20 protein-coding genes are annotated in these 25,643 nt (G+C 33.1%); 7 read left to right on the top strand and 13 right to left on the bottom strand.

The genetic code is table 11. The features are described 5' to 3' along the window. Window positions 1-306: 306 nt before the first annotated feature. From SLH48_RS20815 to yeiL, 3 genes are all read right to left on the bottom strand, one after another. Window positions 307-828, bottom strand: a complete 522-nt coding sequence (locus tag SLH48_RS20815; RefSeq protein WP_320259691.1) for a YfiT family bacillithiol transferase — start codon at window positions 826-828, stop codon at window positions 307-309. Between the two features lie 413 nt (window positions 829-1,241). After that, a complete protein-coding gene (locus SLH48_RS20810; protein WP_320259690.1) occupies window positions 1,242-2,465 on the bottom strand; it encodes an MFS transporter in 1,224 nt (407 codons plus the stop codon). 307 nt (window positions 2,466-2,772) lie between these two features. After that, the gene (yeiL, locus tag SLH48_RS20805; RefSeq protein ID WP_320259689.1) at window positions 2,773-3,444 is read right to left on the bottom strand and encodes a transcriptional regulator YeiL; all 672 of its coding nucleotides are present in this window, start codon (window positions 3,442-3,444) and stop codon (window positions 2,773-2,775) included. A gap of 78 nt (window positions 3,445-3,522) precedes the next feature. Between yeiL and SLH48_RS20800 the strand changes: the two genes are divergently transcribed. The 3 genes from SLH48_RS20800 (at window position 3,523) to SLH48_RS20790 (ending at window position 7,776) form a co-directional block, all read left to right on the top strand. Further along, complete coding sequence (locus SLH48_RS20800) at window positions 3,523-4,680, top strand: MFS transporter (RefSeq protein ID WP_320259688.1); 1,158 nt, start codon at window positions 3,523-3,525, stop codon at window positions 4,678-4,680. 708 nt (window positions 4,681-5,388) lie between these two features. After that, a complete protein-coding gene (locus SLH48_RS20795) occupies window positions 5,389-6,603 on the top strand; it encodes a serine hydrolase domain-containing protein (protein ID WP_320259687.1) in 1,215 nt (404 codons plus the stop codon). 282 nt (window positions 6,604-6,885) lie between these two features. Next, window positions 6,886-7,776 carry a DUF4097 family beta strand repeat-containing protein gene (locus SLH48_RS20790; protein WP_320259686.1) on the top strand — a complete coding sequence of 297 codons (891 nt, stop codon included), beginning with the start codon at window positions 6,886-6,888 and terminating at the stop codon, window positions 7,774-7,776. 365 nt (window positions 7,777-8,141) lie between these two features. Here SLH48_RS20790 and SLH48_RS20785 read toward each other — a convergent pair whose 3' ends face one another. From SLH48_RS20785 to SLH48_RS20775, 3 genes are all read right to left on the bottom strand, one after another. Next, a complete protein-coding gene (locus SLH48_RS20785; RefSeq protein WP_320259685.1) occupies window positions 8,142-8,453 on the bottom strand; it encodes an RNHCP domain-containing protein in 312 nt (103 codons plus the stop codon). A gap of 568 nt (window positions 8,454-9,021) precedes the next feature. Next, complete coding sequence (locus SLH48_RS20780; protein ID WP_320259684.1) at window positions 9,022-9,453, bottom strand: hypothetical protein; 432 nt, start codon at window positions 9,451-9,453, stop codon at window positions 9,022-9,024. 663 nt (window positions 9,454-10,116) lie between these two features. After that, window positions 10,117-10,374: a hypothetical protein gene (locus SLH48_RS20775; protein WP_320259683.1), complete on the bottom strand. Its 258-nt coding sequence runs from the start codon at window positions 10,372-10,374 to the stop codon at window positions 10,117-10,119. Window positions 10,375-11,319: 945 nt separating this feature from the next. On the opposite strand from SLH48_RS20775, the gene SLH48_RS20770 reads away from it, so the two are divergent. After that, a complete protein-coding gene (locus SLH48_RS20770) occupies window positions 11,320-11,709 on the top strand; it encodes a hypothetical protein (RefSeq protein ID WP_320259682.1) in 390 nt (129 codons plus the stop codon). A 2,136-nt stretch (window positions 11,710-13,845) separates the two neighbouring features. After that, window positions 13,846-14,148, top strand: a complete 303-nt coding sequence (locus tag SLH48_RS20765; RefSeq protein WP_320259681.1) for a DUF5316 family protein — start codon at window positions 13,846-13,848, stop codon at window positions 14,146-14,148. Window positions 14,149-14,373: 225 nt separating this feature from the next. Here SLH48_RS20765 and SLH48_RS20760 read toward each other — a convergent pair whose 3' ends face one another. The 7 genes from SLH48_RS20760 to SLH48_RS20730 form a co-directional block, all read right to left on the bottom strand. Next, window positions 14,374-17,625, bottom strand: coding sequence for a collagenase (locus SLH48_RS20760; protein WP_320259680.1), 3,252 nt, complete (start codon window positions 17,623-17,625; stop codon window positions 14,374-14,376). A gap of 911 nt (window positions 17,626-18,536) precedes the next feature. Further along, complete coding sequence (locus SLH48_RS20755; protein ID WP_320259679.1) at window positions 18,537-19,817, bottom strand: MFS transporter; 1,281 nt, start codon at window positions 19,815-19,817, stop codon at window positions 18,537-18,539. A 47-nt stretch (window positions 19,818-19,864) separates the two neighbouring features. Continuing rightward, window positions 19,865-20,452 carry a PadR family transcriptional regulator gene (locus SLH48_RS20750; protein ID WP_214484709.1) on the bottom strand — a complete coding sequence of 196 codons (588 nt, stop codon included), beginning with the start codon at window positions 20,450-20,452 and terminating at the stop codon, window positions 19,865-19,867. A gap of 717 nt (window positions 20,453-21,169) precedes the next feature. Continuing rightward, complete coding sequence (locus SLH48_RS20745) at window positions 21,170-22,111, bottom strand: alpha/beta hydrolase (RefSeq protein WP_320259678.1); 942 nt, start codon at window positions 22,109-22,111, stop codon at window positions 21,170-21,172. A gap of 95 nt (window positions 22,112-22,206) precedes the next feature. Further along, window positions 22,207-23,136 (bottom strand): YafY family protein, encoded by a 930-nt coding sequence (locus SLH48_RS20740; protein ID WP_320259677.1) that lies wholly within the window; start codon window positions 23,134-23,136, stop codon window positions 22,207-22,209. Between the two features lie 119 nt (window positions 23,137-23,255). Then, complete coding sequence (locus SLH48_RS20735; RefSeq protein WP_320259676.1) at window positions 23,256-23,702, bottom strand: NUDIX hydrolase; 447 nt, start codon at window positions 23,700-23,702, stop codon at window positions 23,256-23,258. 445 nt (window positions 23,703-24,147) lie between these two features. Next, entirely contained in the window at window positions 24,148-24,327 is a 180-nt protein-coding gene (locus tag SLH48_RS20730) for a hypothetical protein (RefSeq protein ID WP_320259675.1), read from the bottom strand. A 163-nt stretch (window positions 24,328-24,490) separates the two neighbouring features. Between SLH48_RS20730 and SLH48_RS20725 the strand changes: the two genes are divergently transcribed. Further along, window positions 24,491-24,694 (top strand): hypothetical protein, encoded by a 204-nt coding sequence (locus SLH48_RS20725; RefSeq protein ID WP_320259674.1) that lies wholly within the window; start codon window positions 24,491-24,493, stop codon window positions 24,692-24,694. A 172-nt stretch (window positions 24,695-24,866) separates the two neighbouring features. Next, entirely contained in the window at window positions 24,867-25,289 is a 423-nt protein-coding gene (locus tag SLH48_RS20720) for a hypothetical protein (RefSeq protein ID WP_320259673.1), read from the top strand. Window positions 25,290-25,643: the final 354 nt, after the last annotated feature.

The raw sequence follows: 25,643 nt of genomic DNA, 5'->3' as shown, positions 1-25,643 counted from the left end.
AGAAGTGGTCCTTATTTTAATTCCAAAATAAACAAAGCCGGTGAAATTTTACTTCTTGTAAAATTTCACCGGCTTTTTCATCTCAGAGGTGGGTTTTGTCCCAGCCTCTTTTTATTGTTACTTATTTTACATTAATTATTGTTATTCTTACTGAAATATAAACAACACTGCTTCTATTTTTCAGGTAATTTAGTATTCTTTATCTCTCCAACATCATAAAATTATTTGCACCTATTATGACGATGAGAGCATATAAATAGCTACATCACCTTACCATACATTCTCAAAAGTATTCGCTCATAAATTTCATGAACCTTTGAGACTAGATATCGAAGTGATGTGTGCTAGATGATGTCGACCGTGCCAAGCGTAGATGCCTATATTCTTACCGATGGTGACTTCCCCTGAATCCGGATGGATAAATGTCTTTTCCATATCAGCAGCATGTAGACTACGAAGTAGTTTAGTCCAGCGTACATGTAATGCATCGAGCAGTGATAATGACATATCTATCGGCATTTTGGAATCAGGGAGCTCCGCCCATTTCCCTTCCTCATATGGCCTGATTTCTGGAGTATCTTCCGTAAGAGCCAATTTAAAACGTATATAAGCATTCATATGGCTATCAGCAAGGTGGTGGACTACTTGCCTAACGGTCCATCCACCTGTTCGATAAGGTGTATCAAGTTGTTGATTATCTAGACCTTTTACAGAATCTCGTAATAATTGAGGTAGCTTTTCAATGTCATTTATCCAATCATTAGTCACATTAGCATTAATTTCACCATTAAATTCAAAATGTCCAATAGGGTATCTCTTATCCACCAAATGTTCCTCCTCTATATTTCTCAGTATATTTTATAGCTCTTTTCGTAAACTTTGTTGCTATTTTCTACTTACACTTAAGTCGTTGATGTGTAGCAAATGATTGTTATAGTCTTTAGAGAAGAATAGTTGCCACCAGCGCTAGATGTATACGTGCATATATGTAAGAACGAAAAGTAACACCTAATAGGAAAACAGCCTTTATATAATATGTTTACGATTAATCAATATTCGTGGCAGATTATCAAATCATACTTTTATACGTTCCACTTAAGAATGGAAATGAAATAACAAATAGACTATTTTACTAGCTCGGTACTCATGATAATATTTACTATCCCCTATCAAGTGATAACAACAAATCCCCCTTCACTATTTCTACTTTAAGATCTTTTCACATGCATATGATCGAATAGTTAACCCGCTATTTCATTCATGTTATCTTTGAAATAAGTAGATTTGGATGGCATTGATACGATAATCAAAAGAGTGACAGCAAATAATATGGCAGCTATTGAAAATAAAACACTAACCAATTGTAGCGAAAACCATTCTGCAAGAGCCCCTAATATAAGTGTAAAACCAATTTGAATTATTCCTTGTACCATTTCCGCTATGCTTCCAAATCTCCCCATTATATGAACTGGAATGCTATTTTGAAAAAAGGTTGCGTATCCTGCATTTGCAAATGCCATAAAAAATCCTAAAAAGACGAATGCAGCTGTTGCAGTTATAAAATTATCGGATGAATAAAACAACAGGTACCCTATAGACGTTAGAAGTATTCCTCCCCCTAAATAAAATTTTAGTTGTACCTTTTTAGTTACAATTGCAGCTATTAACGATCCTGCTAATACACCAATACCTGTAATACTTACAATTAATCCGTAGTCTCGATCTGATAACATTAAGTTTTGTTTAATAAATGTAACTTCTTGAGAATCCAAAGCAAACCCTATTAACATTGCAATTTGAAACAACAAATAAACAATAAAAACAAACTTCGCTGTTATAACAAACTCTCTAACTTCCTTCCAATCACTCACTAGTGTTTTCAATCGAATCGGTTCCCGAATTTTTGATAAGTCCTCATCTACATTAGGAAGAAGATAAATGAATAACGAACAAATGATAAAGGTAATCGAGTTTATGAAAATACATAAATCTGTACCTACGTACATGATAAGTACTCCTGCAATTGCTGGGCCTAACAAAAATGCACCTGAGCTTGTCATACTCATCAACGAGTTAAATCTTTTTCTATTTTCAGGCGGAACCAATTTAGTTATGTATACAGCTGAGCTTGGACCAAAAAATGCACCAACCATATTAATTAACAATAGGATAAAATAAATAACCCAAAGTGATTCAATAAAAGGAATTAAGAATACTAAAGCACCTCTCACTATATCAATGAAAATCATCAGCCTTCTTTTGTTTATTCTATCAATAACACTCCCCGCCCAAGTATTAGTTATCAACATCGCGATAGGTCGAATAACATATAAACCAGCAACTGCTGCTGCTGATCCTGTTAAATCTAATATAGAAATATTAAGTGCAATTAAGTATATCCAATTCCCTAAATAAGATATTCCTATCCCTGATAATAAAAGGATAGGGTTTTTCCATGAAACCATCCTTTCACCTCTTATGAAATTATTTACATTAAACGAATAAACTACCATATATTATCCTACACTTACAATAAATCAACAACCTTTATGCTAACGGAAAGTCATAATAAGGATTCTTATGTCAAACATTTGTTTTCTCATTGTTGCTTTTCATACGAAAATATTAATACATATACATCTAAGAGATTAATTATATGTAAAACCTACATTCCATTAATTTGTTTGGTGGCAACATACAAATAAATACTAGCATTTAATATGCTATTATCTTTATTACATCATATCGTGATGAAAATAAAAATTGAGACCCTTATTTATTCCACAACATTTCAGCAAGATTATATAGTGAGTTATGCTGTTTTATACGATATTGACGTCCTTCTTTCACTAATAACCCCTTATCGCAAAATTGTGCAAGTACATGCATTAAGTGTCGATAGGAAACACCTAAAAATTCACAAACAGTTACGTGCTTCTCCATATAGATGCCATCATCAGAGGTATTTAAGATAAATTCCGCAAGGCGGTTTTCAAGCGGGAATGATAAACTTTGTGAATATTTTGCAGCCATTATTGTTGATTTCAAACTTAATAATTTGCTTAGTTCACGTAAAAATACCACATCTTCTAGTAATTGTTTACGATATCGATGAAGAGGTAGTGCAAGACAAATAGTCTTGGTAGATGCTTGTATTCCTTTTGTATAATAAACCTCATTTAATAATTCCATTTCTCCAATATATTCCTTAGGACTAACAAAATTTAATAAAGAGACTTTTCCGTTTTGATGGGTTACATAAATTTTTGCTTTACCTTCGATGAGATAAAATAAAAAATTTGGCACGCTGCCTTCTTGAATAATCCATTCATCCCTTTTATATTCATGAACCTCGATAAATTCGTCAAGCGGAAAAGAAAACAAAGCCTCAATAGAGCTTTCTTTTAAATAATGTTGTCTTTTCTCATCTTTATAAATTCTCATTATCCACCTCAAAATATGAGATATCTCATATTATTACATTCATATTCATTATATCATTCAAACAAAGGAGAGATATAAATGAATACGCAACGGTGGATGAGCAGACAATTCTTTAGTTTTTTTGTGACATGGGGTGTTTTCCTCCCTTACTGGACAGGGTGGATGATTCATATAAAAGGAATGACGATTTCTCAAACTGGCTTAATAATGAGCTTAAGTTTGATTGCAAGAGGTATTTCATCGTTAATTGTTTTCCCATTATTATCAGGAAAATTTAGTAGTAAAACAATATTAAATGGTGCTTCAATCGGCACACTAATTGTTCTTTTCTTCTGTATTCCAGCTAGTTCTTTTACTAGCTTATTAGTGGTATCAATACTCTTACATGTTTTTTATCCAACTTTGATGCCTGCATTAGACAGTGCAGCTGGCGTCCTTATGAAAAATAATGAATTGAAAAATTACGGAAAAAGTAGATTATGGGGATCTGTTGGGTTTGTATTGGCTGGTATAATCGTAGCTATCTTTATCGATCTTATGGGGGATAACGTGATTTTATGGGCAATGTTATTAGGTGTAGTTGTTTTCATGATCCTCGGCTTTATGCAAACACCCAACGTTTTATCAAAAAAATCACACCGTGATCAAACAATAAAAGGAGGTATGCTAAAGTTATTTCGGAACAGCCACTTTGTTGTAGTACTCGCCATAGTGATATTACTGCAAGCATCACATGCTTCGTATTACAATTACGGGTATATTTTTTTACAAGAAATACATGCACCAAACTATTTAATCGGTTTTATTATTAACATTGCGGTAATCGCTGAAATTATTTTCTTTGCAATTGCAGATAGAAGATTTTACAAAATATCAGTAGCTACTTTACTTACACTAGCAGCACTTGGTTCATCGATACGCTGGATCATAGTGTTTACTTTTCCGAATGTCATTATTTTTAGTATTTCACAAATATTACACGCATTCTCGTTCGCGATGGCGCATTATGCCTTTATGAAATTTTTAAATAAAAATATTCCTTATGAACAGATTCCAATCGCGCAAGGTATTTACTCGGGATTCGCACTTAGCTGGGGAACTGCAGTGTTTACAATTTTAGGAGGTTACTTATACGAAATAGAATCAACATACGCATTTGTTGGAATGCTACTTTGTACCATACCAGCCATCTTGCTCTCGTTTGCTTATCGGAAATTGGAGCATAAAACGAACTAGCTTTTCCTATATGGCCTGTTAACATAAGGTAGTATATCTTAAGATAGTCGGAAATACCAAGTAGCATACAAATTAATGGTGAAAATTGTTAATACTTGTTCTTCTTATTACGTATTTCCGGCACTCGCATTACTTCTAATGAATAGCAACAGTCACATATCCCCCCCATGCTCTCTTTTTTACGATCTAATCCTGATTTTAGCATATTATTGTTTTTTCGTTGCTCCAAAATTCTAAGCAATAAAAAATGGCGCATCTCTCCAATATATTACTGATTAAGTATGATAAGATGTATCATCTTGCCTACCTATACTTACAGCTCTTATTATCAACTTTGTATTAAAAAAGTAAACAGAGTAATAAATTGACAATAAAATTAACTTAGTGTACTATTAACATAGAACACTATAACAATAATACATTTAAAACGTATTATATAAAATGGAGGTGTAGGAATAGGTAATTGTTAATAATTGTTAATAGGTAAGATAACAAACAATATTGGTACCTCATACTTGATTACCCTTTAATTTTTCTATACACAGTTACATTAATTCCATCACTATACAATCCTTCCAATCCTTTATTCAACTATATGTCCAAGAAATAAATTGAAACCTCTACGATACAAATCCGTATTTAAGATGATAACTTATTAGAAAAAATTTAATCTATTCACGTGGATAAAAAATCACAAGGGGAGATTCTATGAAAAAAAGCTCTTTTATTGTGTTCATTAGTCTTTTACTTGTTATAAGTGCGTGTTCTGCTGAAAATCCTACCAAAAAAGAAAGTCAAACTACAGAAAACACAGACCTTATTGAGAAGTCAACAGAAGAAAACATTACATCAGCTCAAGTACAAGAAGTAAGTCAAGATTCAAATGACTTAGATGTATATACCAAATTGGATAATGTGATGACTCACTTTGAAAAATACTATAATTTTTCAGGGGCTGTATATGTAGGTATGAGAGGTGAAGAAATATACTCTAATACGTTTGGTAAGGCTGACTTTGATCAAAATATCGCAAATACATTAGATACGAAATTCATCATAGGTTCTTTGACTAAACAATTTACAGCCGCAGCGATATTATTACTAAAGGAAAGAGGATTACTTGAACTAGAACATCAAATTACAGATTATTTACCTGATCTTTCTAAATGGGAAGGGGTTACGATTCATCACCTTTTATCAATGTCATCTGGAATAGTAAGTACAGATCATCCGTATTTTGCTGAGAGTTTAGAAAAAAAATTCGGGTCTAATATTCCTTATTCGATAACCGAAGAAGAAGCAATTGCAATATATCAAGACATTCCTCTTAACTTTAATCCTGGTGAAAAATTTGAATATAGCAATTCAAATTATTTAATTTTAGGATTGATCATAGAACGTACCACAGAAGAATCATATGATAAATTTTTAGAAAAGAACATTTTTGAACCTTTAGCGATGTTAAATACAGGTTACAGTGTTAACTGGGAAGTGCTAGAAAATAAAGCTCAAGGGTATGAAAAAATCAATACCGAAAATGATTTTTATCCTATTCAATACGACTATTATATAACCCATTCCTCCAGTGGTTTATATACAACTATGAATGATTTAGTAACATGGGATAGAGCATTATATTCTGCAAAATTACTAAAAAAAGAGACTATAGCTAAGATGTATGCTCCTTATACTAACATCCCTTCTAACTTCGAATATGGATCTGAATATGACTATGGCTATGGTTGGTTTACCCAAGAAAAAAAAGTTGAACACGCTGGAGACTTACCAGGATTTATAGCAAATTTTTATCGTGAGCTTAATACTGAACTTGTCATTATTATTTTAAGTAATAATGAATCCTTAGATAGGGATAAAATGCGTAGTCTTACAAACACCTTAACTAACATTGTTAATGGTGATTGATGATAAAAATAATTAAGTATAGGCATAGAAAACATAGAGATTTTATAATCAAGTTATGAGAAATTTTCATTCAATTCGTAAAAAGAGATTTCATAGTAACAGGAGAAGTTTGAATACCATACACTCTGACGATACTTTTAAACCAAAAGGAACAGTGACGAACAAAACAAATATTTGCTTATAGAAATAAATTAGAAGTTATTGCTATTCCATCAGGTGTATTTTAATCACGTAAGTTGTGTGTACATTTAATACTCATATTATATAAGGAGGGAAAACAGCATGAAAAAGCTGTTAGTAGGATTATTTGTTGTGTTATTTATTGGAATAATCGGTTCAGTTGTTTCAATAAATGCCACAGGTGGCTTATCCTTTAATACTGTAGATCTACTTGAAAAAAAAGAAGTAAAGAATGAAGAGATCAAGAAAATAGACATTGACTTCCCATCAACTGATATTGAGGTTCAGCCTTCTGACGATGATTCCTTTATCATTGAGGTGAATGGTAGAGTTAGTGAAAAACTGAAGGATAAATTTAAACTTAATGTAGAAGAACAAGGTGATTTGTTAAAGGTAGAATTTCAAGACCCTAACACGTTTTTTAATATTGGCGTATCTATCGTGGATACTACTGTTTCAGTTTATTTACCTACAAAGGTATATGAATCAGTAACAATAAATACAGCGTCAGGAAATATTGAAGCTGAACAATTAAACACAAATCAATTGAACGTGTCAGCAGCATCAGGAAATATTAAAATGAAAGACATGCAAGCCGAAAAAGTTTACACATCAACAGCATCGGGGAATATAACAGTAGATCAACAGCAAGCAATTACTTCATCCTTTGAAGTAGCATCTGGTAACATGTATTTAACAAATGTAGTAGGTAATGTAACTGCACATAGTTCATCTGGAAACATTACTTTACACAATGAGGAATCTTCTGGTAATATTTCTGCAAATGCTTTAAGTGGTAATGTGAAAATTGAATACGAAAAAGCCCCATCATCACTTTATATAAATTTTAAAGCTACTTCAGGTAATGGTAAAGTTGAATTAGATGGCGTTAACTATGAGGAAAAATCTAATGACCGAATTATCGGAACCATTGGGTCTGGCGATCATGAAATAATTGTAGATATAACATCTGGTAATTTTAAACTTCAGTAATGGAGGTGAAGAGAAGTTCATACACTCAAAACCTTCATTCAACAATAATTAAAATTCTTAAGAATAGGCTGCCATTCTAGTGGCCTATTTTTTGTGCTTCACTGTCTCGTTGCTTTTTTGGTTCAAAAAACAATGTTTTTCATCGCTTCATTATGTGAAGATGCCACTACTTTTTTATACAGACAGGTAGATGAGGTTTTACTCGACCTATAGAGGTTTCAGAAAAGATACCATGAACACTAGATGAAACCTGATTCTATCTTAGTAGGAAAAGCAACAGCTTGAGTGAAAGTAGCCTTAACAACGAAGAAAAGGTATTATGACAAACTAAAATTCACACTCCAAACATAGCAGGTAGAATGTTATTAAACTATTGATTTCATATAATTAATTATTTGATCATCTTGCAGTGTATCTGTGGCAACTTTGTTCTTACCAACCTTACCACATTTTGTACATTCATGAACAATTTGATAGCCTTTCTTGTAAGAATAATCAAGTCCCATCGGTACCATTAGTCCATAGCAATCACTTGCCCGATCACCTGGTTGGATATCTAGATGTTTTGAATACAAACAGTAAGGACAATGATTTCTAAAACTACCATTAGTTAATGGTGTAACTTGTTCTCTACAATTTTCACACTGAAACGCCGTATTTTCTGATTTTCTACTCAAGTGCTCTACCTCCAAGATTAATTTATTTAATCTTTGGAGGCAGGGTTCCGTTTTGTTTTTACTACTGATGTAGCTTCAGGCTTTCTAAGCGACTTAACCAATTCACCGCCAAACTCTATTCAGCGATTACTTCTAGTTCCAACTTCAATTTAGCATATTTCATCTAAATATCCGGACCACGATTGATTTTGTTTATTTGTATCAACCACTGTAAGACGGACATCTCCACCTTCCATTAGTAGGTGTTCTACTTAGATCACTGACTTAGGCATTCGTCCCCTGAATAGCACTTTTGTATACTTTTAAATAACTCAACAATGTATCACTCCATTTAGTCGCTATGTTTGGAGTATTCCTTGGAATTATAACATAATTTAAATTTTATGTTCATATCTAATAGTACCACCATGATCTATAAACATAGCTATCATCTCTCAAACACTTCCTCCCTACCCCTCAATATCCGCCAAATGACCCTATCCATTTTATATTAAATAATAAATTCATGACAAAAAACACTCACCCCTCTTGAATAGTTGAGAAGTGAATGTTTAGTTTTATATAATGTTTACGCTGATACGGTCTTTTCCTTCGATTCTGAGACAGTAAATTTATAAACAATAGCTACCACTACTGAGAAGAATAGATGTGTCATTAGATTCATAAGTTGATCGGGAGTAAATGCATTTACTATATTTGTTCCCATTCCCATCATTAATGGCATAACGACTAATGGACCTAAAATCCATATACCAATTGTAAAGATCACAGTAAGTAGCCAAATATTTTTTACAATTATAGCAAAACCCCCAAATGATACACCAAAAATTACACTAATAAGCAAATGAATAACCCAACCTACAGCTAGACTTTCACTACTTGCCATTGAGGCAATCATTGGCATTTTCCCCATCAGTTGCATTACAATTCCGAATGCAATCCCTCCGGCGATACCGCCAATACTTCCTGCAATTAAAGCTTTTTGTAAAGGCAACTTCATATCAATCCCTCCTTTAATTTTTTTACATGATCATTATTAAAACTACAGCTGCAATAATAAGTAATACTTTATATAGCATACCTGTATTTAAAGAAATAAAATGTAATCTAGCCTACATTTTTTCTGATTATTCTTAAAATTAATAAAAAAAATATTTATTTGCTGTGATAAAAGTTAAATAGCTAGAAACTATTCACAACCCAAACATAAATAATTATTCAATGTAATTGTAAAAACACATATACATTAGCTTTTATAGAATTATATGTTTTTTAGTAAAACAAGTAGATACCTTCATGTAATAGGAATGATGTTGATGTTATCACGTAACCGCTGGCAATCTTCTTTTATTCCCCATCACCAATAGTGTCGAATAAGTTTATTTCTAGCGATTTTAAGCGAAGTCCAAAATTACCTGATTTATAATTAATCTACTCAAAACGTAAAGAAAAACGCTCTCAGTATGATTACTGAAAAGCGCCATAGTAAATAACTTTATTCCCCTATTAAACAAACATCAAACTCCTTGACATGAACTGCATTCACTCCGACTTCATAATTCTCTCTTGGTGAATCAGTCATTCAAGTAAAAGCATCTACTACTATTATCTCAACAGAAATAGTTACAACCAGCGCTAATAAGTGCCCTAATGATATATCTTTTTACTCATTTATCAAGTCATCTTTTTCCACTTCTTCTATAAACATATTATACTGGGTTGAATTTGAAATACTTCTTTGTGTGACTTGTTCATGATAATTCCAATCTTCATCAATAAAAGAAATATCATCAAGTTTGTCTCTGTAAATATTCACTTTATCTGCCTCAGCTAATTTTTCGAGTGCTTCTTCCCCTGATTCTGCGTTAACTTCAACCTTTAAAACAGCCATGTACGGCAATTCAATGTAATATTTCTTCATAGTGTTAAATCCTCCTATCATTTAGTTAACTTTGTAAATACTTAAAATAAACACTAAATTAGAATCACTACTTGTTTATGGTTCTAAGATCAACAGCATTTATTAGATATAAACGCCCCCCTTCAAATTTATAAGATTATCTCATTTCCATGATGTGGATACATTATATATAAAATCTAGAATCTTTAGCTAGTAGCAACCTATTATGGATGTTTATGATAAAATCAGCGAAGCATCTGTATAGTGAAAATAATGAAAAAAAACACTTTATTAAGCATTAAAATGAAGCTTTACATGCTTGTAGATAGTATATATAATAGGGACATTCAAAATATGAGGAACTTTTACTTCTTTCTTAAATGAAGATTTAAAAAGAACATATACTGGATACGTATCTCCGTAAACGTTTAAGTAACCCCAAAATTGTTTATTTTAGGGTTGTATTATTTTTACTCTCTTCTTTATCACATAGTTGGTACAATCGCTTACTTATGTATGACATGATCTATTTTATGTGAGTAATTTGGGGTGATTCGGCTCGTTTTCGCAATTGCTTTTTATAATAAGAGCTAAACACAAATATAGCTACCTTTCGGGATATCTCTTCTTGTTTAAAGACTATTTAAAATCATATAAAACACATCAGTTACGTCAAATGTAAGCAACAAAGTTTGAAAAGATCCCTAACAAAAGACGTCATGATGGATTTAGATTGTGTGGCATGAATTATTTTACAGCTGAGGGGGTACACCTGTTCAGAGGAAAACGTTTGAAAATCTATCTTAGAAATATATCAAGGTTCTGGGTGTTTATTCTATTGCTTATTTAGTCTGATCTATAAGGAAAAATACACACTCATTTGTTTGAATTTCATGATAGGTTTTTTAATCCGATTTTATTTTCCTTCTGTGTTACTACTATACTAATTAGTTAAGGAGGAGTTGTATGAAATTCTATATTTGGATATTCATTTCATCTTTATTATCATTTTCACTTTTACAAAGATTTTGGCCAAATTATAAAGACAACGAGTTTCCTCTGTTCACAGACTTTACTATACCAATATTTCTATCAGGTTATTATGTATTCTTTTTAGTAGTCCCTTCTTTATTATTTCTTAAATTTATTCAAGCATCTGCTCTTAAATTTATCTTGATTAGTACTTTATTCGCTCTTCTATTTTGCTATTCATTAAGCGTCTTATCATTCTCATCTCTTATTTTCGAAATGATAATATCGTTAGTCATTTCTTTGTTTGCTTGGATTTACTTTATTGTTTTAGCAGTAATTCTATTACCATCAAAATTTAGCCGCCCTATAACCCATATTAATTAGCGCAACAAGCATAACTAAATTGATCAACTAACAATCTCTTATTAACAATAATCCCAAGAAACGCCTCCCAACATGAATGCTTGCAGAATAGTTCTTATAATTTGTCGTTATTACTATTGTTCTATTTATAATCACCCCAGCTCAATCAAAACCTTATTTTTATGTTCTAATCTTATTATTTCGTCTTCCAACTCAAAAACTTTTTCTTTTAACATAAAATTCTTTGTACCAGGCATTCAACTTTTTATGTAAATAGCCATTTTGTATATTAAGTTCACCTATCTGGCCAGAGAGTTGTTCTATTCCAATTGTAACTTCGCTCAGTAGGTGATACTAAGTCATTACTGAAACAATATACAATGGATTTTGATTCTGAACATTACATTCTGGATATGGAGGGTGTATTACTTTATTAAGATTTAAAAAATGATTGGATGTTCCATAATGATAAATATGAAGTGGTAGAGTTATCACATAGCTTAGAAGGAATTCTTAAAAAAGGTGCAGGGTGGAACACTAACTATCTTAGCGTTCAAAGTGGATCTAACCATAAAATAAGAACCTCTGATTCTTTTTCCTTCCGAGAATTCACACTCGATTTTTCAAGAATTTACTATGGAGAGAATGACGATTTTCGAAATTATTTTGATGGATATATCAAGAACTACACACAATTAAGAGTTCAATAACTACTTATTAAGAATGCCCTCAATAATTTTATTTTTATAATTGGATCTCATAAATTTAAGCCCTTAGTGTCTACGAATAAACCGTTTTATACTTCTTGATCTATTATATTAACTAATCTAGCATCTTTGTGTTATTTTTTAATACTTTACTATTACACAAGCTTATAGAATGTTGACTTTTCACTGAAAAAAGGCGCATTTCTGTTTTACTACAGAAATGTCCTTTTTTGAGTCTAATATTTAGTCTGTTTGTTCTACAATTACATAGTTTACAAGCTTATTTTTTATAATTAATACGTATCATATGTAGCTATTATATAAACTAGATTTGGTTATGATATACAATAATGCTACAAACGACATGAATATATTGTCATAGTTATACAAATCGTAAAAACGATTAGGCTAGTCTTATTCTCCTGTTTTATAGTTTAAATATTGCGAAAATTTATTTATCTTATATAATAATATTATTCAATAATAAAGAAAGGATTTGATAAATATGGATATCGCTATTGCAATACTACAATTTTTAGGTGATCTAATTCCTCTAGTACTTGGGCTTCTCGATTTCTTTTCATAGAAAAAAACTACATATAAGTTAAGTATTATTTCTCTTCTTTGGAAAAGCGTTTTTTCTTTGAATCGGTTGTACAATAATCGAAGGTGCAGCAACACCCACGTCCATACAATAGCCGACTCTTTTGAGAGTCGGCTTAATAACCACCAATCGCTCGACTAAAGCGTTAAGTGTGGTCTATTTGTTGTCTTTTTTCTTGAAGGCCAGTATCGAAACGACAAGTCCAACTAAAGCAAAGCAAACATCAATGAGTCAAATACCGTCATACGCCCTTCCACTTTCAGAGAATGGAGCTGTCCCCTTAATATCATTTATAAAATGCTTCTATTTACTATTAATTTGATCTCAACGATAATATAACTGAAGGTTCACTTTGTCTATGTGAATAAGACCATCGTATGGTTCACTACCTATAAATGTTCCCCATAATCTCCCCCATACTTGCTTATCGAATTCTTAATACAAAACTTTTTCAACTGATTTCTAATATGTTTACTTACCAAAAGACACAATAACCCACAAACGAATATATAAATTTTAGTGTCTCTATTAATGAACATAACAATAAAGCTGGGAAAGCGACAATGCTACTTTTGGGTATTGAAAGAAATGAAACTGGTTACATATATGAGAATTTTCATCGATTCACTGTTTTTGAGATGTTAGATTATTATGCTGAAAAAGTTGGCCTAGTTAACAAGAGGTCCCTGATTTATCTTGGGTATACTCCTCCTTGGATTTCGCAGTTAAAAAAGACAAAGTATGGTCCAAAACAAAAGTTAAACCAGGGAATGAGGTAACTCAATGGCTAGTAGCCAAACTATTTATTATGAAAATTTTTTTGATACTTTAAGGAGAGTGTGATTTATGGTTAAACCATTATTTACTGGTGTCCTATTCATATTAATAATTATTATTTCAACGTATATTTATGGTAACGTACAATACATTCACATTTATTTACTTTCGTGCAGTTCAATACTTATTCTTCTTGGAATAATGATTTCGGGATTTGGTGTAAGTGGTGACAGAATGAGAGCAAATCTAAATAGCGAAGATAAAGAAGATAAAAAGTGGAGGTTAAAATGGACAAAGAATTTAATGATTACTTCATTACCTCCCCTCGCACTTGGAATGATTATATACTACCTGCAAAAATCAAATTTGTAAGATGAACAAACAAATAAGTTATATTTCATATTCTTTATAAATACTTTGTGATGATAATATGGGAGAGACGCTGATAGTTGGCTTGTTGACACAAATATTGTAACGATGAATTTATGCACTGGTAAATGAGAAAAGACGCTTATCTCTCTTTCAGTTTAGTACCAAATTGTGGAAGAGTGGGATGTGAGAACCTATTACTCCCATCCAACTCCTCACTTCTTATTTTTACTTTGTTATTTGAACGGTATAATCTACTACAGGTTGGCCTGACCAAGTATACACAATGACATAGTATCTTCCTGCAGATACGTTAAATGAACCATCACTTAGGTTTGCTACAAGGTTTCCACTCTCATCTTCTACTTGAACATTGAAGTCTCCACCAACAGAGGTTGCATCTATTAAAACATTTCCAGATGTATCTATATCAAAGTAGAACCAATCTTGATTATCACCTGCATCATAATCTAAAGAGCCTTCTATACTACTATCAAGCAAGTTAGCTTCTGATCTACGATCATTAGGTTCTGTCTCTGTATCCGGGGTTGTTGTACCTCCATCACCACCGCCATTTCCTGCTCCATTTACAGTAATCGTGTATTCAGCTGTTAGCTCTCCACTCCACGTATAAGCAATAACATAGTATCTTCCAGCTGGAACATTAAAGGTACCATCAGTTAATGGTCTTGCTATGACATTTCCAACCTCATCCTCAACAACTACATTTATTTCTCCACCAACACTTGTTACGTCAACAGCTACATCTCCTGCTGTATCAACATCGATATAGAACCAATCTGTGTGATCACCTGATGCGTAATCTAACGTTCCACTAATTTGATCAACTAGTTGATTCGCTTCGGATTGTCGGTCGTTGGGTTCTGATTCAAAGTCCGTTGGTGGTATAATAACACCACCATCTCCAACGGTAATCGTGACACTATCACGGTCCGTTAAACCGTCATCATCCTCTACGGTTAACGTTACATTGTAATCACCAGCAGAAGTAAATACATGAGTAGGGTTTGCTTCATTACTCGTTGTTCCGTCACTGAAATTCCATGTATAGGATATAATTGTTCCATCAGAATCAGAGGATCGATCTCCATAAAATTGAACAGTTTCATTCACATTTACTGGAGAACTTGGACTCTCGAGGAACGCTGTTGGTGGAGTTCCTATAACTGCTCCACCTGGCAATAAACCATGGAACACCACATCGAATTCATAATTACCACTTGAATTTACGCGATGATTCACAAAGTAAGCTGTTACAGTTCTATAACCACTCCACCTTGTGTCTAAGCTTCCCAGCACATCGTTTACGATGGTATTCATTGCTTCCTTGTCACTACTCCAGCCGTATGATCTTCCACCTTCATACGTACCCTCCACCGAATAGGTATTCAAAAGATCGGATCTTTTTTGCCTATTCAATATATTGTATAAAGGAATTTCATTTAAAATATCATTCTCAATCGTACTCAAATCACGATCTGTATGGTTCGCCGTATAGTCATCTCCAACAAGAACCACTCGGCCTCCATCCCTGACTAGCTCGTCTAAATGAGCCTGGTATTCTGTTTCTAAAGTTGTATCACGAGACAATTCATCCATGTATCGATCGAAGCCTGAAGCATCCTCTGCTTGTAAAAGCTCAAGAACTCGATCAAATATATCCATGTGCTTTTTCGCAATAAAATCATAGAAAGCATATGAATAGTCATAAATATCCCAAGAACCATATGTTCCATGTAATACCTCATCTAGCGTATAGCGATCCCTAGGGTCTGAATGTATATTTCTAATTTTGGTTGATCTAGTGTCAATTCCAGTTCTTGTTGCTCCAGCAAAGAATTCACCGCCTCCTTCTTCCACCCAAACCAATCGATCCCAATCGTATAGAGAAGTACTTCCCCACATTCCAGGGATTAAATATCTACTTTGTAGATAATGAAAGTACTCGTGACGGAATAACTCCTCAAGTTCATAAATACTATCGGTTGGTACTTCTCGATCCCAGGTAAAAAACGTTCCCCATGATTCAATATAAATCCCGCCATTATTCGTATCAACATTGTTAAGATATCGATTTATATCGTATTCGTCACGGTCATTATAAATAATCGCTGTAAGAACATCGTCTGCATTCCCCAGTTCAACTGGTTCATCTACTCCGTAATAGCGATGGAATTGAGCCTTTTCTTCCTTAGCAGCCCAATAAATTCTTTCTATTTCTTCTTGTGTTACTCTATCCCCTGCTTTAATGACAAATTCCCCATCATCAAAGACATACTCATTTCCATAGTAATGATCTTCATAATCTCTAACGACTCGATCATAATTAATGCTTCCACCTAAATCTGAAACTTTCTTCGCTAAGGCTATATAGATCATACCGTAATACGGATAGTCATTGAGTGCACGTTCAAATGTGTCCAATACAAAATTAGTATTACTATGAAATCTTCCCTCTTCACTTATGAACCAAACGGCATTATCTACTAGCCACTCATGTTCCGTCCCTTCAAATTGACTAAATGTTATGATCTCTGCTATTTCACTAAAGAAATAATCAATTTGTCCATACCAAGGTACTTCATTCTCAGAATTGTATGGACCGTTACGATAAGTCCAGTATTGAACGTATTCTAGTCCACTAATTAAACCATAAAATGCTGAATTTTTTGATGTTTCTTCTATATATATGTTTACTCTTGAATGATAATCCTGGAATATAGGGAGCGCTTCCTCAAATAAAGCGAGATCTACCGTTGCATGGCTAATAAAAAATCCAGTTTTCGATACAACAGCATCTTGAGTAGCTGTTCCTAATTCAAAATTACTATTTCTCATAACAGAAACAATTGCAGGTGTGACTTCTTCCCTAAATGAAAAGTCACTCATATAAGCCATCTCAGGGTCCTCATAATCAAACTCATATAGAAAACCTTTATTCACCACTTCTATTAAAATAGCGAGTCCTCTATCATCATTCGCAGTGTATCGAGATCCTAAGTATTCAATCTCATCTAATAAATAGCGAATACGCTGTTGATCTCCATAGAAATCCACTACATCCATACTATAGCTCCAAAAATCTGCAATATCATCAATTGATTCCATTGAGACTAAAGTATCTACTAATTCAGCATCACTCATTCTATTCAAATCATAAAACGAATAAGAAGCTGCTGCAGAAATGGTAAAACTACCATTGTCATTCTGGCTTTCAGATATAGGGGCATCTGGACGTATTCGATCTAAAAAATCTGCATTTTTAACGTGTACTGTTTTTTCACTTTCCAATGCTTTTTCATATAATTGTTTAGTCTCGAAACCACTCTCAAGCATCTGGTCATAATTTGCTTTACTTTTCTCTTGTGCATATGCATTATATCCTACAGGAAGTAACAAGCTGGCTATGAGAAATGAGCTACCTACCTTTTTTAATACTTTCTTATTTAATTTTTTCAATAATTTAGTCCTCCTAATGTTCTGTTTTTTAATTACGAGCTTATGAAATAAGGAATTAAATTAGATAAACACTAAATTTTTACTATGTTTTCAAAAAATAAAATGCTGTATATTCAGTGCATGGTATAGACAAGGTTCTAATATGAGGAATAAGAATAATAGAATTGCGGTGAAAATTGATACAATAGATTCAAAGAGAGGTATTAAAACAAGCCAATCGGCTTAACAGAAAAACATTTTTGTTAGTTAATTCCATAACAAGGCTAACATATTGTTTATTTCCCCCTTTTTATAATTCATAATAATTTCTTTCAATGTATATTAATGCAAACTATGTGCCAAGTTATTATTTTTTCGAATACTCAAAATACTGTTATTGTAAAAAGTAATATTCGTGAATGTTACTTCAGAAAGACAGTGTAATCAATGTAAAATTAAGTTTACATAATTCAGAAATTTACATTAAAATGTATAAAAAATTTACAGGACATGGAACGAGAGAATGATTTTCTCTACATCTTTTTTGAATACAAACATGGACCTAAAATGAAGAAAGGCACTAATCCTTTTACAGATTAGTACCATTTACTGAAGATCACTTTAGTTTCTAATAACTATATAATGAAATAATCTATGTTAAAGCAGTGCAAGAATGCTATTTAGATACCAATTTATTAAAGTAATTACTTGTATAAAAGAGTTGGATATCGATTGGGTTTAGATATAATCATTTTTGGATTTAAACACCAACATTTACATAATATAGCTTTTCAGACTTAACCACTAAATAAAAAATTATAAATAAGTACTTACCCTTACTTTAAGAGATGAAATACCTCCAAGGAATATAGAATTTCATTTTCTTTTTCCATATTTGCAAAACTTCATATTTTAGTTTTGATCTCGTTTTTTTAGGAACTGGGAGTGTTGAACTCTCGGCTTTCCATTTCAATATTATCAGAGATTTTGTTTGTTCTTTTATTAAATTCAAAGATAATCAAAGCTACAAACGACATTACACTAAATGTAAGTCCCGATATTAAAAACACATATCCTATGCCAAGTAAATTAATTAGCTTAGCTCCGATTAGGGGGGCAATTAAAATCGGAATATTTATGATTGATTGTGCAAATCCATATACCTTCCCAGTCATAGTTGATGGAGTTTCAGTTTGAATAATGGTTGCAAAGGCGATCGGAATACCAGCACCGATCACTCCAATCATCATCCAAATTATAAACCAAACTACAACATTCAGAGAAATAACATTTATTCCCCCAAGTCCAATTATTGAAAAAAGGATTCCGTTCATGATGGGAATTGTCAAAATCATTCGTATAGGATGGATTCTGTTCCCAAAAGATCCAACTATGAATGCACCAAGAACACTACCCAGGCCTATCCCACTTATTATAAGAGAGAAAGACGTAGAAGGAATACCAATTTCTTTTGACCATAGAGCTATATAGCTATCATAAAGATATATAAAAAACATCATGGAGAATACACACAAAACTGCAATAATAAGATATTTACTTCTCACAATTTGTTTTAGTCCACTTAACAGTTCCGAAAGGAATTTTGTTTCTTTCGATTCAATATTAGGTGTCATTTTTTTCTTTACATTAGGTAACCTTGAGAGTAAAATAGCAGAAATTAAAAAACATATACTATTAATAATAAAAGCATATACCGGATTCCAAAACGCTACAATAACCCCACCAATAGTTGGAGATAATACTTTTGATATTTGAACAGATAACTGACTCAGTGAATTAGCCTGTAATAGTTGATTTTCAGGTACATATTCCTTTATGGCAGCCTGTCTTGCTGGATCAAAGAATGTAGCAACACTATGAATTAATACAATAAATATAAGTACGCTCCAAATATTCTGTGCAAAAATCAGCATGAAAGTAAGTATACTCCTAACAAGGTCACAAATAATCATTAGTTTCTTTTTCGAAAATCGATCAGCCCATACCCCTGAAAATGGACTAAGGAAAATCCACGGTATAGCAATTACGATGGGGAGGAGCGCTAACTGTTCGGGAGGTAGCTCCCAGTGATAGGTGAACATTATCATAACAGCCATAAAACTTAGCCAATTTCCAAAATCAGAAACAACCTGCCCACTAAATAGCCATTTAAATTCCATAATTTTCAAAGCTTGTAACAAACTCTTCTCCACCTAATCTCCACCACCTAACATTTCATTTCCGCCAATGAAACTAGCATCTATTTACTTTTCTTCTGACGCTCATATGCTTTTTCGGTTAATTGATAGGGATCTTTGGTTTGTGAAAGTTCATTATTACGAAGACGGTAGATTGCTTGGTCTATCCATTCTATTTCAGTTTTGAGCTGTAACTTTACATAATCCATTGACAGCGCAGCAATACCTGTAATTAACGATACCTCATTGTTTTCCCATTGCTTAAAGTGATCAAGCATATGAAGTGATTCTTTTTTTCTCATTTCAAGGTGATTGATTAATTGTCCACTGTCGTCTTTCCAAAAGCTCATTTTCATCATCAACTCATCACGAACAACTGGATAAGAAGGAGTTGCAGACAACCAAACTTGAAGCTCATCCCAGCCTTTTTTCGTTAGATCATAGACTTTGGTTGTTCTCCCATCCTCTTGTGTTTCATAACAATAAATTAATTTCTCATTTTCTAATTCTTTTAACTTAGGATAGATAGAACCATAACTTATCTTGCCCCAGCCTAATTCTCGTCCCTTATATTCAACTTCTTTTTTTATGCCATATCCAGACGACGGATACCAACTTAATACGCCTAATAAAATATGTTTTACTGACAATGTTACCCTCCTCCAACATCTATATATCGTTACGATACATTGTAGCGATATATATAAAATTCGTCAATAATAATTACAAATATTTAAACAACTCATATTTCATAATGTTGACTTTCTGGGCGTTTTCATAAGAAAACCTCCTCAAGAAAGGAAGTTTTTTCCCAGAACAATGATTTTACTGATAAAAAGTAAGTACATTAAATGCCCATTTTTATGGTTCCACACTTTTGTTATAACAACCTCCATAAAAAAAAGACGCTTTTCTGTATTACAGAATTACGCCAGTTGGTATTATGAGGTCAGCCAGTACATTTCTGGTTGATTTATTATTAATAGCTAATAATCTTAGAGTAGTAGGGATTTGCTACCCCTCTGCAACTCTGCAATTTTGGTATCGTCTGGGTGGTATTAAATATAGTTTTCTGTTTCAATAGCAGTTGGGAATTCTGTAAGCATCTATTTTATTTCTTTAGAGTAATGACTTATTAACATTTCTTTTACTTCTTGTATGCTGGTTTCTTGATTAACAGTATATCCTAATTCTTCAAATGGTTTTTCGCATACCGTCAATCCTCCCAAAACAAAGAGCGGCTTCTACTGATTCAGATCAAGTAAGGCTTGCACGCTCTGTACTTATCCTGAAATAGCACACCCAAATTGCACTAACTTCAACATGGTGTTCTTCTAAAGTAAACTCTTTTGGTTGTTGAAAAAAAATTACATCTCCCATTGTTCCAGCCATTTTAAAATCACTTGGTTTGTTTCATTCGGCTTTTCTTGCTGGATCCAATGACCGCAATCCAGATTGACCACTTCCACATTAGGCACGAACTCAGTTAGTTTTTTAGACTTCGGGATCACATCCCTGTCGCCATAGATCATAAGTGCAGGCTGTTGGATGATTGGGTTCACGTCCGCCAATATGCGCCAGTTGCGGTCAAGGTTCCTGTACCAATTTATACTTGCCGTGAAGCCTGTTGATTTGAAGGCAGAGATGAAAACAGCCAATTCGCTGTCGCTCATTATGGGTTCACCGAGTGGGTTTTCTGCTCTAGCAAGATTAATCATCGCCATACCTGGCTGAGGTGCTCTAGGAGGCTCGTTCTTCCGGTAAATGTTGCGAAGAAACTGGAATGTATTTTCTTCTAATATAGCGTCTGCGACACCTGGCTGTCGGTTGAAGTGAACAAAATAGTAGTCGTCACCAAGTACTTCTTCCATGAATTCGATCCAGGGTCTTTCTCCCCGCTCTTGGTAAGGCAAGCTCAAATTTACCACTTTATTTACACGGTTCGGATGCAATAAGGTCAGCCCCCAAACGACCATTGCACCCCAATCATGACCGACAAAGGTGGCATCTTCGTATTCGTAGTGATCGAGAAGTGCGATGAGATCACCCGACAAATGTTCAATGTCATAGTCTGTCACTTCGCTCGGACGGGATGAGTTGCCATATCCCCGCTGGTTTGGGATGATGACATGGTAGCCCGCTGCGACAAGGGCAGGCACCTGATGGCGCCAAGAAAAGGCATGCTCTGGCCAGCCATGACAGAGTACAATAGGTTTTCCTATATTTTGTCGTCCAGCTTCAAAGACTTCGAGTTCCACACCGTTGACTGAAATAAGGGTAGGCTTGGGAAAATCAGTTTTATTAATCATCATATTTCCTCCTATACAACTGTACTAAAAGACTGTTACAGTTAGCATAGTAGCATAGTGGTGTGACACTAGCGTGTCAGGTTTGAAAAAATAATTTACTGATATTTTTCAAGCATTGATTTTATTCTAGATGCAACAGCTTGGCGTACCCTTTCAGGACCTAACACTTCGACGTGTTCGCCAAAACTGAATATCAATCCGTAATACCATTCCTTCTCTGGAAAGTGTGCAGTCACAATCAGTTCACCTGTGTTCAGAATTTCTATATTTTCTTTGTCAAAAATATCTTCAACTCGGGACCTCACCTGGGGTACGAATTTTAATGTAATGCTAGTTAAGGAGACCTGCTTCTTTGATGCCTCTTCAATTTCTTGATATGACTTTTCCCTACGCTTGAATAGTACATCTTCAACCTGCAAGTCAATAATGCGTGAAATCCTGAATACCCTGAAATTTGTTTTTAAGTGACAATAGCCAAACAGATACCATGTATAACCTTTAAAGATTAATGACATCGGTTCTATCTGCCTTGTACTTGTTTCGTTTGTATAGTTTCTATATATAATTGTAATCAATTGTGTTTGAGTGATAGCATTCCGGATATTTTTGACCAGTTCTTTTTGTTTTGAGGTGTATGCCCAAGGCTGCATACCAATTATAAATTGCTCCATATGCAGGTCAAGATGATGAATTTTATCCTGTGGAATAATATTTCGCAGTTTTTCTATGGATGATTCAAGCTCAACATCCTCAAATGTAGAGTTAACACCTTTAAGTGCTGAAAGTATGGAACACAAATTGTTTAGTGTCAGCAACTGATGGTTTAATTTATAATTCTCTTTTATACCAAAACCACCATTATTCCCAGAGTATGATATGATCGGAATACCAGCCATATTAATAGATTCAATGTCTCTGTAAATCGTTCGAACTGAAACTTCAAACTTTTCCGCAAGTTCTTTTGCCGATATTCGACTTCTATTAAGTAATATAACAATGATTGTCAGCATACGGTCTATTTTCATATTCATCCCCTTAATATATGTTTGGCATATTCTAAAGTATAAGTTTTTCAAAGTATTTTTTTACATATCATGCTTATAATCGCTGAACGTTTTGATGCCACGAATTTATTATCTTGCTACTATCTATTTTTTAGATACGCTTCTATATACTTGTAATCTGCCTCATTTAATCCTTCTGGTAAGTCATTTATATGAAAATAGTGTAAATCTATAGACTCTGATTTATCAATTTCAATGTTCCCTTTTGCTTCAGAAGTTAAATAAAAAGCAGTTATCGAATATATATCATCTCCGTTAGGTAACTTTAAGTAAAAGTCAGGTCCAGAAAAAACATCAAGAAACTCTAATTTCCTAATTTCCAAACCAGTTTCTTCCATCACTTCTCTCCTTGCAGTATCTTCTAAACTCTCACCTATTTCCATTAAACCACCTGGCAACCCCCAACTGCCATCTCGTCTATGTTGTAATAACAATTCATTTTCCTCATTTACAACTAAGACAACTGAACCTAGTAGTAACAATGGTTTTGAACCTACTACATTTCTTAATTCCATAACGTAGCCCATTTTAGCTCTCCTTATATATTTAGATTTGATACCCTCATATAATTCTTTTCTTTATTTGTTAGACGGAAATAAAATAAGCTAAGTTTCGAATTAATATATAATTCGTCTTATTTTTAAAAAATATGTTTAAATTATTCAGCCAGCAACTTTCCGAAACATAAACACGCCATGATATTTTGACATTGCATTGCCCTTCTTTTGAATTAAAGTAGAGCTAGCCATCCTTTTGATTTTCTATTATTGTTCCTTCGAAGGAAATTCCACATTATAAAATTAACAATTTGAATGCTGAAAAAAGTTAACAAATAAAAACGCTTTTCAAAATTATATCTGAAAAGCGCCATATTGTTGAATAACATTTTCTTGTTCTCCAATAGTAAGATGAGCTTATTTCTTAACTAATGGACTAAATAATCATTGTGTTTAATAAAAACCTATGACGATGTTATAAAAATTCTTCTGTAATCAAGCTACCTGGATTTGCTAAAGGTTGAGGTGCTAAAAAAGGTACAGTTTGAATGGGTTCTCTAATAGAAAATTCAACAACTAATGTTTCAGATTCAATCAATACTACCATCGTACACATAAAACATACCATGGACATTACAAATAAATATGAATTCATTGGAGTTTCCACCTTAAAATGTTATTATTGTTCATTTTATTTACAAAATAATATTCTGTATGGACTAGTATCCATAAAGCTTGCCCGTTTTCTGTTGTTTAGAGGACAATAATGTCCTTATTCAAATAGTGGAAGCGTAACTAAACGTGGTGATGCTGAGTTAGTGTTCACTGAGGATGATTTGACAGAATGGAATAAAGGAAATTTCCCTTCACGTGTATATTCTGTCGACTATCACTATAAGGAACATGGTGATGATGTTGGAGTAAGTGCAGAACATCTTCCAGGTTATTTACATAAAGCACATAAATACAAGACAGACGTAGATGTTCTTCCTAAAAAGGTAGGTACATATGGGGGACATTAAAGTAACGAAAGGGACGGGTAAGATTCCTTGTCATAAGTATAAGAATCTAGATGATTACAGATATGTTATTCTAGCTGATTCAACTAAAGAAATTTTAAGTTTTGGAGGAAAGTATAGCTCGTTTTTTTTGAATAAAGAATGTATTAATGATATAACTTAATCTAAGTAGGGAATGACAAATTCACTTTACTGTCATTCCCTATCTATATTATTCTATAGTTTTTACGAAGAAAACTACAAGGAGGTTACTCATATTAAAGTTTTACACTTAAAAGACCTAGAGGATAAATGTGTTTATGAATTTGCTGAAGGAAGATTTAATAAGGAACATTGGAAGGAAAGTTCTATCTATGTGACATTTGAAGACTTTAGCAAGTTATCTCCGTTCATAGAAGAGATTATGCCCGAATTTAATTATTATGGACCTAATACAGTTTCTATATCTCAATGGAATAAACTGAAAGAGAAAATATTAATTAAGTTTAGACAAGAAAAACTAGATAATATTAATTTATTAGATCCTTTTAATGAAATTGATATATGGGTAGAAGATTGCTTTAAAAAACATGGTCATTTCTCCATTTTGGGTCCTTAATCAAGCTAGTAGTAGAAGCTTTTTAATAGTCAAATTTCCACTGTCCTTAATAAAATCTTAAAATGAAAAATAAGAGGCCGATATTTTAAAAACAGTAAAAATTAAGCCAACTTATCCTCAATTATATTTTTCCCTTTTACATTAACTTCTGAATTTGGCTTCCTCATTTGTTGCAGCTGATACCTGCGTTTAATCCACCATTAACAGTTACAGGTTGTCCTTTAGTTACTGCTAATATTGTTGCTCCAATAATTAATGTTCTTTTCATCATAACCTCCACAAAATGTATACTTACAATATTATGATTTATACCTATAAATCCATATTTTCCCTAATAATTTCACACTATATAAT

This window comes from Cytobacillus sp. IB215316 (assembly GCF_033963865.1).
Lineage (GTDB): Bacteria > Bacillota > Bacilli > Bacillales > SM2101 > Nanhaiella > Nanhaiella sioensis.
Note: the sequence above shows the minus strand (reverse complement) of the source record. Positions and strands in the feature narration are given on the sequence as shown.

Coding starts and splice junctions, on each gene's coding strand:
- SLH48_RS20810 (WP_320259690.1), bottom strand. CDS start 2,465: ATGGTTTCATGGAAAAACCCTATCCTTTTATTATCAGGGATAGGAATA.
- yeiL (WP_320259689.1), bottom strand. CDS start 3,444: ATGAGAATTTATAAAGATGAGAAAAGACAACATTATTTAAAAGAAAGC.
- SLH48_RS20800 (WP_320259688.1), top strand. CDS start 3,523: ATGAATACGCAACGGTGGATGAGCAGACAATTCTTTAGTTTTTTTGTG.
- SLH48_RS20795 (WP_320259687.1), top strand. CDS start 5,389: ATGAAAAAAAGCTCTTTTATTGTGTTCATTAGTCTTTTACTTGTTATA.
- SLH48_RS20790 (WP_320259686.1), top strand. CDS start 6,886: ATGAAAAAGCTGTTAGTAGGATTATTTGTTGTGTTATTTATTGGAATA.
- SLH48_RS20780 (WP_320259684.1), bottom strand. CDS start 9,453: ATGAAGTTGCCTTTACAAAAAGCTTTAATTGCAGGAAGTATTGGCGGT.
- SLH48_RS20775 (WP_320259683.1), bottom strand. CDS start 10,374: ATGAAGAAATATTACATTGAATTGCCGTACATGGCTGTTTTAAAGGTT.
- SLH48_RS20770 (WP_320259682.1), top strand. CDS start 11,320: ATGAAATTCTATATTTGGATATTCATTTCATCTTTATTATCATTTTCA.
- SLH48_RS20765 (WP_320259681.1), top strand. CDS start 13,846: ATGGTTAAACCATTATTTACTGGTGTCCTATTCATATTAATAATTATT.
- SLH48_RS20745 (WP_320259678.1), bottom strand. CDS start 22,111: ATGATTAATAAAACTGATTTTCCCAAGCCTACCCTTATTTCAGTCAAC.
- SLH48_RS20740 (WP_320259677.1), bottom strand. CDS start 23,136: ATGAAAATAGACCGTATGCTGACAATCATTGTTATATTACTTAATAGA.
- SLH48_RS20735 (WP_320259676.1), bottom strand. CDS start 23,702: ATGGGCTACGTTATGGAATTAAGAAATGTAGTAGGTTCAAAACCATTG.
- SLH48_RS20730 (WP_320259675.1), bottom strand. CDS start 24,327: ATGAATTCATATTTATTTGTAATGTCCATGGTATGTTTTATGTGTACG.
- SLH48_RS20720 (WP_320259673.1), top strand. CDS start 24,867: ATGACAAATTCACTTTACTGTCATTCCCTATCTATATTATTCTATAGT.